The sequence below is a fragment of the Shewanella putrefaciens genome, assembly GCF_016406325.1.
GTDB classification, from domain to species: domain Bacteria; phylum Pseudomonadota; class Gammaproteobacteria; order Enterobacterales; family Shewanellaceae; genus Shewanella; species Shewanella putrefaciens.
Genome location: NZ_CP066370.1, coordinates 3685835 through 3702803, shown reverse-complemented (window position 1 = coordinate 3702803; position 16969 = coordinate 3685835). Strand labels below are relative to the sequence as shown.

Here is a 16969-nt window from a genome sequence, read left to right as displayed (position 1 = left end):
TATTACAAATTACTTCGCTTGAGTATAACCTGAACACTTATCAGTGGGCGATGTTTTAGATAATAGTGTCATCCTTAAAATAAAAACGCCCAGAGTATAATTACGCTGGGCGTTATTTTAAGTACTAAGTCTATCTGGCTGTGTGTTTACACATGGCTGACCAATACCATACGAATGGCATCAAGCTGTAGCTGACTGGCGTCAAGATAGGTGTTTAGCTCTTGCATTTGGTTACGTAGGTATTCCAACTCTTCTTCACGAATATTGGGGTTGACGGCTTTGAGAGACTCTAAGCGGTCTAATTCTCCCGTGAGTTGTGTTGTCATTTTCTCACGCGCTTGTATAACTAACTCATCTACAGCGGCCTGTGCGTATTCTTCACCTTTGGCAAACAGTGGATGCAAGATTGGTTGTGATGCAGTCACTAACTTTCCGCCGATATGCCGATTTACCGCACTCAGCTGCTTATCAAAGCTGGCGTAATCCACTTTGGCCGACAGATCATTCCCATTTTTATCCAGCAAGATGCGGATAGGTGTGGGTGGTAAGTAACGGTATAACTGGCTCGACTTAGGCGCAGAAGCATCGGCCATGTAGATGAGTTCTAAGAATAATGTGCCAGCAGGCAGGGCTTTATTCTTTAATACTGCGACACTGGTAGTACCCGTTTCTGAGCCTGTGATCAAATCTAAGCCCGTTTGCACTAATGGATGTTCTTGGGTGATCAGCGCAATATCATCACGCGAAAGTGCTGTGTCGCGGTCAAAGGTCACAGTTACGCCATCTTCTGGTAAGCCAGGGTATGTTGGGAACATCATATGTTCACTCGGGCGCAGGATAATGGAATTCTCACCCTTATCCTCTTGATCGACACCGATAATGTCCCATAGACGGATCACTGAGCCAATGAGTTGAGTGTTCTCATCGTTTTGGGCAAGACGCTCAACAATGGTCTTTGCTCTATCGCCACCGTGGGAGTTGATTTCCAGCAGCTTATCGCGGCCCTGTTCCATGGCGTGCTTGAGTTCTTTATAGCGGGTCTGAGTATGGTTGAGCAGATTCGTGAGTTCATCCGCGTCATCACCCACAAGTACATTGAGCAAATCTTCAGCAAATTCAGCGTAAAGCACATGGCCGCTTGGGCAAGTGAGTTCAAAGGCATTGAGCCCTTGGTGATACCACTGCATTAGGCGTTCTTGGGCGGTATCTTCAAGGTAGGGCAAGTGAATTTGGATATCATTTTTTTGACCGATACGATCTAAACGCCCGATACGTTGTTCTAGCAAGTCAGGGTTGAGCGGTAAATCGAACAGTACTAAGTGGCTGGCAAACTGGAAATTACGACCTTCTGAGCCAATTTCAGAACAGATCAGTGCCTGTGCGCCACCTTCCTCTTGGGCAAAGTAAGCGCCCGCTTTATCGCGCTCGATAATCGACATGCCTTCGTGGAATACGGTTGCTTGAATACCTTCTCTGGTTCTCAGGGCTTCTTCAAGGCTGAGTGCAGTTTCCGCTTGGCTAGCGATGATAAGCACTTTCTTACTGCGGTGGGATTTTAAAAACGCGATCAACCAATCCACACGGGGATCGAATTTCCACCAACTGGCGCTGTTATCTTCAAATTCTTGATACAGTTTTTCAGGGCTTAAGGCTTGCGCAGCTTTGGCCTCTAAGGTTTTATGCCCGCCCATCATACTACTCACGCGCGCAGCCGTGAGGTATTGCTCTGGCATGGTTTGAGGATGCGGATTAAAAAAGCGCTTTGGAAAGCCTTTTACCGAGGCGCGGCTGTTACGGTAGAGCACGCGACCCGTGCCGTGACGGTCGAGCAGTTCTTGCAGTAATTCGCTGCGGGCGGCCTGTTGTAGTTCGCTATCTATGCCGTCGGCTTGGATTAAGCGAATGCTAGGCGCTATGTCTTTTTCGCTGAGTAATTCGGTCAGGCTATTAATCGCAGCATCGGGTAATTTTGCGTTGCCTGCGAGGGCTTCTGCGGCCATAGCGACGTCTTTATAGCTGTCTTCTTCGGCGAGGAAGGCATCGTAATCATAGAAACGATCTGGATCGAGTAGGCGCAAACGCGCAAAGTGGCTTTCGTGGCCGAGTTGATCTGGCGTTGCCGTTAATAGTAATACGCCGGGCACGACTTCACTTAAAGCTTCAACCACTTGGTAGGCACGGCTTGGTGCTTCTTCGGTCCACTCTAAATGATGCGCCTCATCGACGACTAATAAATCCCAATCGGCATCTAAGGCTTGATCGAGGCGTTTCTTTTTACGCAGTAATTCGAGTGAACAAATCACTAACTGTTCTGTATAGAAAGGGTTGTCATGGTCGGCGTAGGCTTCCACACAACGGTCTTCATCAAACACTGAAAAACGCAGGTTAAAACGGCGTAGCATTTCGACTAACCACTGGTGACGCAGAGTATCAGGGACGATAACGAGTACTCGCTCGGCGCGACCGGTCAACAGTTGTTGATGAATAATCAGGCCTGCCTCAATGGTTTTGCCTAAACCCACTTCGTCGGCGAGCAATACCCGCGGTGCATAACGGCGGCCGACTTCATGGGCAATCCACATTTGGTGTGGGATCAGGCCAACTCGCGGACCTTGCAGACCGAGTAAATCAGAGGTTGCCAGTTTATGGCGTAGCATTTGGCACTGATAACGCACACCAAAACGGTCGAGGCGGTCAATTTGGCCGGCAAACAAACGGTCTTGGGGTTTATTAAAGCGAATATTGTGATTTAACAAGGTTTCGCGCAGAGTAACTTGCTCGCCCGTTTCACTATGAATACCGTGATAAATCACTAAGCCGTCTTTTTCAGTAAGCTCTTCAATGGTTAAGCTCCAACCTTCGTGGCTTTCAACCGTATCGCCGGGATTATAGGTGACGCGTGTCAGAGGGGCTTCTGCTCGGGAGAACATGCGATTCTCACCCGTTGCAGGGAATAACACCGTGACCATACGGCCTTCTACTTGAACCACAGTTCCTAAACCAAGCTCTGACTCGGTATCACTTATCCAACGTTGACCTAAGGCGAACGGCATCTTAAATTCTCATTTCTGGGCGGACTTTAACAAAGGGCGCGTATGTTATACCAATACTGGCAATATTTGAATCGCCCTCTCACCCGTTAGAGCCTAATTCCCCAAACGCTAGATTACAAATTGAACAAGTCAGAAAATTGTCGTAGTCGGCCATCGATTTGTCATGCTACTGTCATATCGAGGGACCTACACTGCCCTCGAGTCACAGACTTAAACAATGGCAAACTTAATTGAGCTTTGGTGAGTTTGGTGCCAGTATTAATTTAAGCCTTTAGCTTTTTTCGAGCTAGATGTTTGAACCTAAAGATCATTCTAACCTTATCTAAGCTAATGACAGGAGCCATGCAATCTAACGTGAGACAGGATGTAGCGTAGACATCAATCAAGCACTCTGGAGGCGCCATGGAACAAGACGACAGAAAGTTGTTTGTACTGGATACCAATGTGTTACTGCATGAACCTTTGGCGATCTATTCGTTTAAAGAGCACGATGTGGTCATTCCGATGACAGTGCTAGAAGAGCTAGACCAGATAAAAGATCGAAAGAGTGATGTGAGTCGGGATGCTAGGGTGGCCATCAGGGCGTTGGAAGATACCCTAGGAGGTGATACCACACCTGAGCAGATTATTAATGGTGTACCACTGCCGAGTCGAGAGGGTCATGCCGATGCGATAGGAGCGCTCTCTATTTTCCCTGATCACCTTGTTGATTTTACCTTAGGCAGCTTGCCGGGGGATGGAAACGACAACCGCATTATCAACACTGCACTTCACCTACAAAACCTCCACCATCCACGTACCGTCGTATTAGTCACTAAAGACATTAATATGCGCCTTAAAGCCAAAGGTGCTGGCATTCAATTAGTGGAAGATTACCGTACCGACCAGTTGATTGATGATATTCGCTTCCTCAGTAAAGGTTTTTACCAATTTGAAGGCAATTTTTGGGAACATTTAAATAAAGTTTCTACCGAGCGCCATGGCAGACATATTATCCATGAAGTGCCACTTAAGGATCTGGAAAACGATCAATTTTATATTAACCAATACCTTATCGATACAGAGTCGGATTTTTGTGGCCGAGTCACGGGGCGTACTGATACTCACCTACATATCTTAGATTTAGGTCGTGAGCGGATGAAAAACCTTGAGGCTTGGGGGGTTAAACCGAAAAATGTCTATCAAGGCATGGCATTACAGGCGCTACTCGATCCCGATATCGAACTCGTGATTTTAACGGGTCCCGCAGGTTGTGGTAAAACCCTGCTTGCTATGGCTGCAGCCCTTGAGCTTGTGGTTGAGCGTAATCGCTACGACAAGGTGATAGTCACCCGTAACACGCCTGAAATAGCGGAGTCTATTGGTTTTTTACCCGGCACAGAAGAAGAGAAAATGATGCCGTGGCTCGCCGCCATCACAGATACCTTAGAAGTGCTGCACAAGAATGATGTGAATCCCACGGGCAGCCTCAATTACATTATGGAAAAGGCCAATATTCAGTTTAAGTCGATTAACTTTATGCGTGGCCGCTCGATTCAAAACTCAATTGTATTATTGGATGAGTGCCAAAATCTCACCGCTTCGCAGATTAAAACTATGATTACCCGTATGGGTGAAGGTACAAAGCTGATTTGTTGCGGTAACTTAGCGCAAATCGATTCTAATTATTTAACTGCCGTTACCTCAGGGCTGACCTACATTGTTGAGCGTTTTAAAGACTTTGAAGGTAGTGCTAACTTGTACCTCAATGGGGTTGTACGTTCACGTTTGGCTGAATATGCCGAAGAACACCTTTAACTGAACCCTTGAATATGACCAAAAGGCCTCGTCTTTGAGGCCTTTGTTTTTCTGCACCCATTTACACTTTTTTAATCGATGAATCATGGGCATGGATAGCATTAGTTCGGCAATTATTTAATGTGATTGGTGGTTTCTTCCTGCTACTATATTAGCCCTATAGCTTTTGTCACAGAGAGCTAAAATAAAGCGCTGCAATCAAGGGTAGTGGATGAAATCGAGTGAGCCGGATCTTCAACTAAAATCGCCGATCCAAAAGAATTACAACCGTGCCGTTTTTTATACGTACATAGGCGTTATCGTCATGTCGTTATTAACTGCGTGGGTGTTTTTTGACCGCCAGAAAACCCAGCAGATGGAACAGCGTGAAGAGCAAGTTGAACGACATGTGTTGCAAATTGATCTGTTGCTTGAGTCGAGTATTCGTGCCGTAAAAAGTCTGCGTGATGTTGCAGTCGATCATTTACGCTTAGGTGAGCTAGTTCGGAAAGACCGTTTACCTGAGTACGGTAAATTTAACGAAAGTGGTCAATATTTTACCCTTGAACCCAGTTATGCCAAGGGAGGCAAGCCTTTCACTAATATGGGAAGGATTACTGGTGCTGGATCGCTTGATGGTCGTAGTGACAAGTTTTATCAAGAACTTGAGATGTTATTTGAATTATCTTTGTCTTTTCCCGTCGCGAAAGAAGCCGCCCCTAAAGCGTCAGCTATTTATTATTTATCCAGACAAAGAATCATGTCCTATTTTCCTTGGACCAATGATGATTTGCGATTTAGGGATGAACTCCTCAATAAGAAACAGTTCCAGTATGCGACTCCAGCGATGAACCCGCAGCGCAGTGTGTTTTGGAGTGAGGCCTACATTGATTCAACGGGCAAAGGTTTGCTCACTACTTTGGGCGTTCCAATTTATCTAGATGATGAGTTTATTGGTTCTATTAACTTAGATATGACCCTTGCTTCACTTGCGCGGCAAATCCGCGTTTATTTTAGAATGCCCGGCACTGTGATTTTGCTCGATCAACAGAACAATATTTTATCCCACAGTGATTTTGACAGTTCCGATATTAATCGGGTGTATCACATCAGTCAGCGCATTCCATCTGAATTACATTCTTTACCTGAGTCTGAACTGTTCGATGCCCATGAAGGCATGATCCGTAATGGCTACTATATCCACTCAGTCGCCTTACATAACGCGCCTTGGCGTTTGTTGTACTTACAAGATGAAGACGACCTATTCCAAGATTCGTGGGAAAAATTGCAACTGACGTTTATTTTAGTGGTGATTGCGCTCTCAGTGCTGGTGACTATCGTGCATTGGCAAACGCGTCGTTCTTTTGTTAGTCCTGCATCACGTCTTTTGTCGCACCTTGAGGGATGTTCTCAAGAACCGCGCAAACCGCCTGAGAAAATTACTCAGGGTTGGGAGCCTTGGTTTTTGTTGGTGAGTCGGATTTTTGAAGAAAATAAACAATATACTCATCATCTTGCTGAGCAGAATAAGCGTCTCGATAAACTTGTGGCGCGGCGTACTGAGCGCTTGAAAGACACCACTGAGCGTCGTGAACGTGAGTATGCACTGCTGCGTTCGCTCCTTGATTCGATTCCTGAGGCTATTGTCTTCAAAGATAAAGAAGGCAACTACCTAGGTTGTAACAAGGCTGCAGAGCGCATGCTGGGTTACACCGAGAGTGAGATGATTGGCCTATCATCAGAGGATCTTACCTCACCGGAAATGGGGATCCGTATTCGCGCCGAAGATCAACAAGTACTTAAAGATCGTACACCGCTGCGTTATCAAGAAAAGGTCGAGTTGGCGGGTAAACCCGTGTTACTCGATACTCTCAAATTGCCATTTTATAACCGCCGCGGTGAGTTGCTCGGATTAATCGCCGTATGGCGTGATGTGACGCGAGAATATGAATCTGCTGAACAATTACGCTTATCTGAGGAGCGTTACCACTTAGCTATGGATGCGGTAGAGGATGGATTGTGGGACTGGTATTTAGATTCTGAGCAAATCATCTGTAACCCCGCGTATTATTCGATGCTGGGGTATAAAACAAATGAGTTCCCAGCGTTGGTATCGGCAATTGATCATTTAACTCACCCAGATGATCGTATTCGGGTGGAGGAATATCGTAACCAGTATTTACAAGATCCGGTTGATGCCTATGAAATTGAGTTTCGACTGTTAGGCAAGAATGGTACCTATCATTGGGTGCTTTGTCGTGGTCGGGTGGTGGAATTTACCGCCGATGGTCAACCTAAGCGGATGCTGGGGACACATAAAGATATTACCAGACAAAAGAGTAATGAAGTTGCCCTGTTAGAAGCTAAACAAGATGCGGAACTGGCAAACCTCTACAAGAGTGAGTTCTTGGCGAATATGAGCCATGAGATCCGCACGCCAATGAACGCTATTATCGGTATGTTGCAGTTAGCGCAGCGCACTTCATTAACGCCGCAGCAAAAAGATTATCTCGAAAAGGCGGGTTTCTCTGCCCAATCATTATTACGAATTATTAATGATATTCTTGATTTTTCTAAAATTGAGGCGGGTAAGCTTGAGCTTGAGCGGGTGCCATTTCCACTGGATAAAGTGCTTGACCATGCGCTTGATCTTAATGCGCTCAAGGCTCAGGAGCAGGGGGTTGAACTCTTACTCTATGCCCCCGTCACTGCAGGGCTTATTCTTAAGGGCGATCCGCTGCGTCTAGGCCAAGTGCTGATAAATCTATTATCGAATGCGGTCAAATTTACCCAATCGGGTGAAATTGAACTGGGTTGTGAGGATGTCGGCGAGCGAGATCATCGCATTACCCTTAAATTCTGGGTGCGAGATACCGGTATTGGTATTAGCAAAGACCAGCAGGAAAAACTCTTCGATGCCTTTGCCCAAGCCGATGGTTCCACGACGCGTAAATATGGGGGCACAGGTTTAGGTTTATCGATAAGTAAGCATCTCGTGTCTATGATGGGCGGTAAGATGCAAGTACAAAGTGAGCTTGGCGTCGGTAGTACCTTCAGTTTTACCATCAGTTTTGAAATTGCCGAAGAAGCTAAGGTTGAGCCGCTAGTCGTACCTGAAAAACTCAATAATTTACGTACGTTAGTAGTTGATGATAATCCAACTGCACTGCAAATCTATTCTGCTGTGATGCGGGATTTCCACTTTGAAGTGGATACTGCCGCCAGTGGCGCCGAAGCCCTGTATAAACTGTCACGGGATCCTATCGATTTATTATTGCTCGACTGGATGATGCCCGAAATGGATGGCAGTGATGTGATCAGTGCTATCGATACTATGGTCGCTGAAGGCAGGCTGGATAAGCGCCCTGTAATTATTATGATGACGGCTTACTCTGCAGAACCTTTGCAGTATGAGGTGGAAAGCGCCAACGTATTTGCTGTGCTGCAAAAACCTTTTAAAGCATCGAGTTTGTTTGATGAGATCATCGCCGCCTTTGCCGATGAGCCGAGATTAAATGTGGTTCAGTCCATGGAAGAAACTGACGTTGGCGAGCATACAGGTTTAGTGTTGCTGGTAGAGGATAACTTTATCAACCAACAAGTGGCGACTGAATTACTTAAGAGCGCAGGCTATGAAGTGGTGCTAGCCGATAATGGTCAAGTCGCGTTGGATATTATCGATTCCCGTCCCTTTGATGCGGTGTTGATGGATATTCAAATGCCAGTGATGGATGGATTAACGGCTGCAAGGGCGTTGCGTGAACGTTATAGTCCAGAAGAACTGCCTATTATTGCGATGACCGCCCATGCAATGTCAGGCGATAGGGAAAAAAGTTTGGCAGCGGGAATGAACGCCCATATTACTAAACCCATAGTGCTCAATGAGCTATTTGAGACGTTAAATCACTGGATCCAGCACAAGAACCAGCATAGTTGATTTTTGCTTGGGGCCAGTGATGGCCTCGCAAGGCATACGCCCTGCAGCCAGCACTATTAGGAGGAAGCATGAAACCCTATAACTTAGCCTTAGCCTTAATTCTTTTAGGCTTACCTGTTATGAGTGTCGCGGCTAGTGAACCTAGCACTAAGATCATTAAACAGAGCCAAGAGGCTAAAGGGTTTCTTAACCTTTACTACGAAACGTCTCAGGGACAGTTATACCTTGAAGTCGATCGTCTCAATCAGCCCTTCTTATTAGTCACTAGCCTCCCTGAGGGCGTTGGTTCAAATGATATAGGCTTAGATCGCGGTCAGCTTGGTCAAAGCCGTATGGTGCAGTTTGAGCGGCAAGGCCCCTACATAATACTTAAGCAACTCAATACCCAATATCGTGCTAATACCCTCGATATAGCAGAGCTGAGGGCGGTTAAAGAAGCCTTTGCGGACTCAGTTTTATGGCAAGGGAAGGTCATTGAGGGTAAACCTGATTTTGTGGCGATAAATAATCTCGTTCTCAATGATTTACATGGCGTATCGTCGGTATTACAACAAACATCACAGGGGGATTATCAGCTCGATTTGAGTCGCTCAGCCATCTTACCTGCTGGAGTCAAATCCTTTGAAAGAAATGCCGATGTTGATGTCCAGCTTACGTTTCATAATGCTGTTGCAGGGAAAGAGGTTGCTAAGGTCACTCCCGATGGCACTCTGATGTCAGTTAGGATGCGTTACTCTTTCGTTGAACTCCCCGATGAGGGTTATCAACCAAGGGCTTATCACCCGATGAGTGGTTATTTATCCGATGAATATCAGGATTATGCGACCGATTTTGATCAACCTCTCGTACAGCGATTTATGTTAAGGCACCGTTTGCAGAAACTGACGCCAGGCCCTTTACCAAGCAAAGTGGTTAAGCCGATAGTGTATTATCTTGATCCCGGTGTACCTGAGCCTATTCGTTCTGCCTTACTTGATGGTGCCAGATGGTGGGAGAGTGCATTTACCCGAGCGGGTTTTATTGATGGCTTTCAAGTGAAATTATTGCCAAAGGATGCCGATCCACAGGATATTCGTTACAACATGATCCAATGGGTGCACAGAGCAACTCGGGGCTGGTCCTATGGCGCGGCGTTAACTGATCCGCGTACGGGTGAAATTATTAAAGGTCAAGTTACGCTGGGTAGCTTACGCGTTCGTCAGGATTATCTCATTGCCAAAGGGTTAACCGCAGCTTGGCGGGATAGGGTCGCGGCAGAACAAGCTGCCACAGAGTTATCTTTAGCGCGTCTTCGACAATTGGCGGCCCATGAAGTGGGTCACACCTTAGGGCTAGATCATAACTTTGCGGCTTCGACCAATCAGGATGCCTCCGTGATGGATTACCCTCATCCTAAGATCCAACTAAAGGGCAATGATATTGATATCTCAGCTCCTTATACGACTGGGATTGGCCCTTGGGATTATTTTGCAATTACCTATGGTTACAGTGATGAAGGGGATGCTATTGCGCAAAAAAATCTCCAAACCCAATTATTGGCTGAGGTAGCGAAAAAGGGCCTACGTTACATTGGTGAGAGCGATTCACGCCAAAAGGATGCTAGCCAAGCCTATGCAAGCCTGTGGGATAGTGGGGAAGATCCTATTGTTCAACTGGTGATGCTCGATAAAATTCGTACAAAAGCCATTGAAGGTTTTTCCAGTGCAGCGCTACATCCTAGTGAACCGCTAGGGGAATTAGCCGATGCCTTTGCGCCTATTTATTTGCTAACGCGTTACCAAATTGATGCAGTTGCTAAGTTTATTGGTGGCACTGACTACAATTATCAGTCCATTGGTGAAGGCAGTCGCTGGAGTTATATCGCTCCACAGTTACAGCTAACGGCATTAGATACATTATTAAAAACCTTAGATGCAACTAGTTTAACTGTACCTCCGCTTTTGCTCGATAGCTTAGTACCTAAGGCGGGGAATTATCGCACTACTCGCGAATCCTTTGATTCGGGTCTCGGTGCAATAAGTGATCCTTTAGCTATGGCAGAGGGATTTAGTCGCCATACGGTTAGTTTGTTATTGATGCCGAAGCGTTTAAACCGTGTGAGCCAAGCATCGATGGCGGATAATGAACAGCTTTCAGTAGCCAGTTTATTGGATAAACTATTTGCGGCCACGCTGTACCAAGAAAATCAGCTTGGGCTTATCGAAGGTGTATGGATGCGGGTTAATGCCGTCGTGATTGATGAAGTACTGGCAACGCTGCACGATCCGCACACTTCCCCTGAGGTAAAAGCGGTAATGAACGATCGCGCTCAGTTTGCGATTAAACAATTAAAAGCTAAGGCAAATCGAGCGAATATGAATCGTGCAGCCCATTATAATTGGCTGCAGCAGGGATTCAATCAGGGGCTAACCGATGCTAAGGCCAAACTTATTGTTAAGCCGTTAATATTACCGCCAGGCGCACCGATTTAACTTCAAAATAGTGTTTAAGTAGGCGCGATTAGGCGCCTATTTCTTTTGGATTTTTGGGATAAAAGTGATCAGCTTGACGCTCAAGATGAGTAAAGCGACGGGTATTTTTATAGGGCAATTTCATAAAACCAGAGACACCATGACCTTGGATCTTACCCACATGGTGCAAAATGCGATCTAGGCTAGCACGAAATGCGGCCTGTTTACGTGGATTGAGTAGCTTTAAGTAACTGTGAATTTTTAAGTGATTCGGCAGCGCCTCAAAAATGATGCAACCTGTATGATGGATCTGGTTGATACGCGCCAGTTCTTCCATTATTTCGACGGGTAATTCGAGGTTTTCATCGGGATCTTTACCATCCTCAAAGTAGGAGTGTAAGCGTGATTTATCTTCTAGGGTGGGCACATCGCCGACTTCAAAAGGTAATTGCTGATCGGCACTGGCGACAAAAGGCTCATTGGTGCTAGCCCGTTCAATATGCAGCGTGTCTCTTGCGTTAAAGAAACAGGCTTTAAAAACCCCGATACGTTTAATCCCTCGCGCTAGCGTCACCATATTATTGACTGCGATGACCAAGGCACTTTTTTGTTGAGCATCATAAATGGCAAGATTTGAATCGATAAACACACCACTTTCCCGCCAGTGAATTGCCAGCCCTCCCACGATAGGGTATTGAGCCAAACGACCAACAGCAGCGATAAACCCCTTTTCGGTATCCCCCATGCCCGCTAAAAAGTTTCGATAATACTTTTCGAGCTGAATATCATCCATCTTAGCGATAGGATCTTGAGCGTTATGCTCCTTTAAAAAGGATTTACGTGAGCTATAGCTAACCGTTTCTACATCTTTGTCGCGGGATTGTACCCATACGGGGATTTCGCCCTGTAATTCAGTTTTAGGCAACTCAGGCAAATGCAATCGGTGGCTGTGTCTCATGCTCTTTAAAAAGTAATCGCCAGCAATAATACGCTGCTGAGGATCGCTACTGAGCATACCTTCTAAGGTACGAGCGAGTTCCACGGGTAAACCTATGCTGGTGGGAGGAATAACTTGAGCGCCGAAGCGGCTTGCTTGTCCTGATGCGAGTGCATATAAGGTGGCAGCCACACCTTGTTCGTCAAAGCGTGGGCTTGAGAGTCCGCCATTAAGCTGTTCTTCACCAATAAAATACACATCACCCATGCGGGCATTGGTATGTTGCTGATCGCTCGACATCAGTGCCATTACATTGTCTTCAACTGGCTTATTATATTCATCGCGTTGGGCAAATACTGCCGATCCCCAATCGATCAAAGACAAATGCTGACTTTGGATATCGTAGACTAAATTTGATGGCTTGATATCGCCATGAACCAGTGGTTTACCTGTGCGTAGATAATAAAGAATATCAGCGAGTTGGCGAGCAATGCTCATTACCATCGCAGCGGGAAGTGCACCTAAACGACGGCAAAGTTGCTCAAGATCTTCTCCTTTAGCGCGTTCCATCACAAGAATACCTTGTCTACCAACTCGCTCAAATTTGATCGCTCTGGGTATATTAGGGTGTGTGAGTAAGGACAGCATAAAGGCTTCTTCTTCGAGCCTATCCTGAATATGTTGTGGAAGGTTAATCCTTGAAAATTTAAATACATGGGCTTCACCTTCCAGATTAATACCTGCAAACACGAAGCCATAAGCTCCCTTGCCGATGAATTCAATATCGGAATAACCCAGTTTACTTAATTGTTGTTTACATAGACGGATCCACGCCTTGTGCTTGCGGGCATCATTGGCTTTGAGCAAATAAATAGATTGCTCTTCAGAAATGTAAAAATGCTGTAACTGGGGTGTTTGCAAAATTCTGCTCCTTATTTTGCCACTTCACCGGTATTGAGCGGAAATATCGCTATCGAGTGAAGTGGAACTTGCATTTTGAGGTTGCTTAGGTATTAGCGCAAGTCATAGGCTGCCTATCGCATCATTTCGTCGCTGACTTTGACTTATATCAAGTTAAATAGTGGCAACTATAGGTAATCTTTGTGGCATTGGATGGGATAAATTTTGGTTAAGAAAACCCACAGACAGAGTGCATTAAAGGAGGGCATATGCCCACCCAATATAAAGCGTTATTGATCGAGTTATTGGAATATCCACGTAAGCGTATTTTACAGTCGATGGAAGTCACCCATTGTCCCCATGCCGTGTTTTTTAATGACAGTGATGAGCAATGTTTAACCTGTCATCAGGGTATGGAATGTATTTGGATGAACCAAAATGATGAACTGGTTGCAGTGGAGAAAAAATCGATTGCTGAGTTAAAACAGCAATTACTGATCGCTGTTGATTTTATTGATTCCTCATTGAGTCCACATCATCTATCTCGTCGTCAGTGTCAATGCGATAACTGTGTATGGCTTCGTAAGGTGCAAGAGGCGTTAGATCAGTAAGTTAGTTTTTACACAGCGAGGAAGAGTTGCTTACATTAGCGGTTTTGCATCTATTTGGAAATGCCATTAGAGTAGGGCTACTTTCGTTATTTGAGATATTCCTATGGAACCCGGTTTTTGGCATGAAAAGTGGTACAAGCAGCAGATAGGCTTTCATCAACAGGATATTAATCCCTTCCTCGTTCAGTATTGGCAACGGTTAGCATTGCCTGCCGGGGCTAAAGTGTTTGTGCCTTTGTGTGGTAAATCCTTAGATATGTGTTTCTTGGCAGAGCAGGGGCACCAAGTTATAGGATGTGAGTTGAATGAATTAGCGGTGCAGCAGTTCTTTAGCGATAACCAACTCGAGATGACACAAACTGTTGAGGGTGAGCATCAACACTATCAAACCGAGCAAGTCAGTTTGTATCAGGGTGATATTTTCACCTTACCTAAGCGCATTACCCAAGATGTGACGGCATTTTATGATCGTGCGGCGTTAATTGCTTGGCCCGAAGAGATGCGCGCACAGTATGCTAAGCAACTGGCCAATTTATTACCTAGCGGCAGCCTTGGTTTGCTTGTTACCCTAGATTATCCACAAGAAACCTTAAACGGCCCGCCATTTGCTGTGTCGCCCAATTGGATTGAAGCCCATTTAACCGATGATTTTGAGATCCAAGCACTCGCTTGCCAAGATGTATTAGCCGATAACCCTCGATTCGTTAAAAAAGAGGTTCCTTGGTTAAATGAAGCCGCCTATCTTTTGAAACGTAAATAGCACGATATTAGATTTTGAATACATCTCATTGAATAATAATGTTTTATTAATTAAAGCTTGAGTTTGATGAGGTGTTTTTGATTAAAAGTTAATGTGTTGATAGGCAGGTTTACAAATATTTTTATGGGGATAAGTCGCGCTAATGACAACCGTTTGGTCTGCGGATTGGTGAGATACAGTCGTAAGGCGTGTTGTGATTATAACGACTAATATTTAACGGTTTTTTTGCTATTTAAAACTTAACTTTAAATGACTTACGCCACTTCATAATATTTAGGTTCTAGCTCCAATTGATTTTGGATTATCTGTACGGCCATTCTTGCACATTTGCCACATTGATCTGCAACACCTAAACGCTTTTTCACATCGGCAAGGGAACTATCGCCCTGGCTTACCGCGTTTTTAATCTGCGTATCTGTGATGGCATGGCAAAGACAAACGTACATATATTAGTCTCCAAAATGAATTGGTCTAATTCTAAATGAAAACGCTTATCAAATGCAATACAGTATTAAAAAAGGATATAAGAGAGTGCTAGAAAGTTTAATGATTTGTTACTCTGCGCACATTTTTTAGGCTATTCTCTTGGCTCAGTGCCTAGAAATGGAGTGGCAATTTTAATTAAAGATAAGCAACTGCTCAGGGTGATGCCTCATGGATGACTAAAAATATTAATCGTTATTCCATAAGGTGATCATGAGAAAAAACTTACCAGTTACACAGCGTGAATATGACTATCCGGCAGATTGGATATTATTATCGACAACGGATACTCAGAGTCATATCACCTACGCGAATGCCTCATTTTGTAAGGTCTCCGGTTATGAGCTCGATGCCATGTTAGGCCAGACCCATAATATGGTTCGTCATCCGGATATGCCACCACAGGCATTTGAAGATCTGTGGAAAAAAATCAAAAAAGGGGAGCCATGGAAGGGCATCGTCAAAAACCGTTGTGCCAATGGCGATCATTATTGGGTGGATGCTTATGTCTCACCTATTTCCATTAATGGCCAAGTCGTTGAGTTTCAATCGGTACGTACTAAGCCTAGTCGCGAGCAAGTTAAGCGAGCAGAAGCTGCCTATAGTGAATTGAATAAAACAGGCAGTATCAAGGCATTAAAGCTTACCCTAAGTATGCCAACCAAGTTACTGCTGATCGCTTTAATTGCTTTGCTACCTGTTTTGTACCTAGCGATTAAAGTTGGATTGGTTGGATTTATTGCTTTTATCTTTAGCTTCATTGTATTGCTTGTGGGAGGGCATCTCGTGCTTGGTCGCTACTATGCCTTAGTTGAAAAAGCGAAGCGGATCTACGATAGCCCTCTGATGGCACATATTTATAGTGGTAACTGTGATGATCTTGGCGCGATAGATTTGGCCCTACAAATGCAGAGTTCGGAGCTTAAGTCGATTCTTGGCCGCGCATCAGACTCCTGCTATAACGTCGCTGAGCAGGCTAAAGTTTCGGCGGCTAAGGGGTTGGAAATACAGAGAACAAGTCAGTCTCAGCTTTCTGAAATAGAACAAGTTGCTACCGCCATGCAGCAAATGACTGCCACGTTAGGGGATATGTCATCCAATTGCGCCGATACCGCCAGTGCGTCTCAAATGGCATCGGCCGAAACCATTAATGGTGATAAAAGGGTTGCGAGTACGATTAGCTCTATTCAGGCTATGGCTGAGCAGTTACAGGAGACTGCTAAGGTGATTACTCAATTAGAAAGCCACAGTAAAGATATAGGTACTGTGCTTGACGTGATTCAGAGTATTGCGGGTCAAACTAATTTACTGGCGCTGAATGCGGCAATTGAAGCGGCTCGAGCCGGAGAGCAGGGGCGAGGATTTGCAGTGGTGGCCGATGAAGTGCGTGCATTAGCGCAACGTACCCATGATGCAACTAAAGAAATTCACAGCATGATTAGCTTATTGCAGCAAGGAACCAGTAAGGCCGTTGAGAGTATGCAGCATGGCTTAGTGGCGGCCTCACAATGTATTTCGACTGCCGATCTGGCGGGGGCAGCGCTACAAACGATTCGTGAAGCCATCGCGACTATTACCGATATGACTCACCACATTGCTAGTGCAGTGGAAGAACAATCGAGTGTGGCGAATGAAATGAACCGAAGTGTGGTGAATACGGCGCAGTTTACCCATTTAAGTCATCAGCTTGGCAGTGAAATGGTGAGTTTAAATGATGACGTTATTCAAGAAATGGATTCCCATTCGGTATTAGTTGGTCAATTCTTAAAGCGTAGTTTTAAGGTTTAATCGCTTTAATCAAATGCGGTAGCATAAAGGCAATAAGCGTGGCTATTGCCTTTTTTATTTTAATAGCTATTAAAAATCAATTGGTTGGTTATAGTGATCGTTCATCTGCTACTTGATGGTCACCACTATAGTTGTGACTGTGGGGTTTTAAGAGAGCGCCCGTTTAAGATCAGCTCATCCACTATGTAGGCTTGCAACATTGACAGAATTATCATTGAGTCAAACTAGATTGGGGGAATTTTGCCCCCAATTCATTGGCGATGGAGTGCATTTG

At 45.1% G+C, this 16969-nt stretch carries 9 protein-coding genes; 6 read left to right on the top strand and 3 right to left on the bottom strand.

Annotation, left to right across the window (positions count from 1 at the left end; translation table 11 throughout):
- Positions 1-146 precede the first annotated feature (146 nt).
- Complete coding sequence (gene rapA, locus JEZ96_RS16455; RefSeq protein WP_061783079.1) at positions 147-3053, bottom strand: RNA polymerase-associated protein RapA; 2907 nt, start codon at positions 3051-3053, stop codon at positions 147-149.
- Between the two features lie 402 nt (positions 3054-3455).
- Between rapA and JEZ96_RS16450 the strand changes: the two genes are divergently transcribed.
- The 3 genes from JEZ96_RS16450 to JEZ96_RS16440 all read left to right on the top strand — a co-directional run bounded on the left by JEZ96_RS16450 (position 3456) and on the right by JEZ96_RS16440 (position 11237).
- Positions 3456-4850 carry a PhoH family protein gene (locus tag JEZ96_RS16450; protein ID WP_011788021.1) on the top strand — a complete coding sequence of 465 codons (1395 nt, stop codon included), beginning with the start codon at positions 3456-3458 and terminating at the stop codon, positions 4848-4850.
- Positions 4851-5061: 211 nt separating this feature from the next.
- On the top strand, positions 5062-8766 hold the full coding sequence (locus JEZ96_RS16445; RefSeq protein ID WP_011788022.1) for a response regulator: 3705 nt from the start codon (positions 5062-5064) through the stop codon (positions 8764-8766).
- Between the two features lie 68 nt (positions 8767-8834).
- Positions 8835-11237, top strand: coding sequence for a zinc-dependent metalloprotease (locus JEZ96_RS16440; RefSeq protein WP_061783081.1), 2403 nt, complete (start codon positions 8835-8837; stop codon positions 11235-11237).
- A gap of 28 nt (positions 11238-11265) precedes the next feature.
- Here JEZ96_RS16440 and JEZ96_RS16435 read toward each other — a convergent pair whose 3' ends face one another.
- On the bottom strand, positions 11266-13074 hold the full coding sequence (locus tag JEZ96_RS16435) for a protein kinase domain-containing protein (RefSeq protein WP_011788024.1): 1809 nt from the start codon (positions 13072-13074) through the stop codon (positions 11266-11268).
- Positions 13075-13322: 248 nt separating this feature from the next.
- Between JEZ96_RS16435 and JEZ96_RS16430 the strand changes: the two genes are divergently transcribed.
- Complete coding sequence (locus tag JEZ96_RS16430; RefSeq protein ID WP_011788025.1) at positions 13323-13664, top strand: hypothetical protein; 342 nt, start codon at positions 13323-13325, stop codon at positions 13662-13664.
- Between the two features lie 103 nt (positions 13665-13767).
- Positions 13768-14424: a thiopurine S-methyltransferase gene (locus tag JEZ96_RS16425; protein ID WP_011788026.1), complete on the top strand. Its 657-nt coding sequence runs from the start codon at positions 13768-13770 to the stop codon at positions 14422-14424.
- A gap of 254 nt (positions 14425-14678) precedes the next feature.
- Here JEZ96_RS16425 and JEZ96_RS16420 read toward each other — a convergent pair whose 3' ends face one another.
- Positions 14679-14870 carry a bacterioferritin-associated ferredoxin gene (locus JEZ96_RS16420; protein WP_011788027.1) on the bottom strand — a complete coding sequence of 64 codons (192 nt, stop codon included), beginning with the start codon at positions 14868-14870 and terminating at the stop codon, positions 14679-14681.
- Between the two features lie 250 nt (positions 14871-15120).
- Between JEZ96_RS16420 and JEZ96_RS16415 the strand changes: the two genes are divergently transcribed.
- Complete coding sequence (locus tag JEZ96_RS16415) at positions 15121-16695, top strand: methyl-accepting chemotaxis protein (protein WP_025008627.1); 1575 nt, start codon at positions 15121-15123, stop codon at positions 16693-16695.
- Positions 16696-16969: the final 274 nt, after the last annotated feature.

Excerpts from the sequence above, each read along its gene's own strand:
- JEZ96_RS16420 (WP_011788027.1), bottom strand. The coding sequence starts at position 14,870 with ATGTACGTTTGTCTTTGCCATGCCATCACAGATACGCAGATTAAAAAC.
- JEZ96_RS16425 (WP_011788026.1), top strand. The coding sequence starts at position 13,768 with ATGGAACCCGGTTTTTGGCATGAAAAGTGGTACAAGCAGCAGATAGGC.
- JEZ96_RS16450 (WP_011788021.1), top strand. The coding sequence starts at position 3,456 with ATGGAACAAGACGACAGAAAGTTGTTTGTACTGGATACCAATGTGTTA.
- JEZ96_RS16415 (WP_025008627.1), top strand. The coding sequence starts at position 15,121 with ATGAGAAAAAACTTACCAGTTACACAGCGTGAATATGACTATCCGGCA.
- JEZ96_RS16445 (WP_011788022.1), top strand. The coding sequence starts at position 5,062 with ATGAAATCGAGTGAGCCGGATCTTCAACTAAAATCGCCGATCCAAAAG.
- JEZ96_RS16440 (WP_061783081.1), top strand. The coding sequence starts at position 8,835 with ATGAAACCCTATAACTTAGCCTTAGCCTTAATTCTTTTAGGCTTACCT.
- rapA (WP_061783079.1), bottom strand. The coding sequence starts at position 3,053 with ATGCCGTTCGCCTTAGGTCAACGTTGGATAAGTGATACCGAGTCAGAG.
- JEZ96_RS16430 (WP_011788025.1), top strand. The coding sequence starts at position 13,323 with ATGCCCACCCAATATAAAGCGTTATTGATCGAGTTATTGGAATATCCA.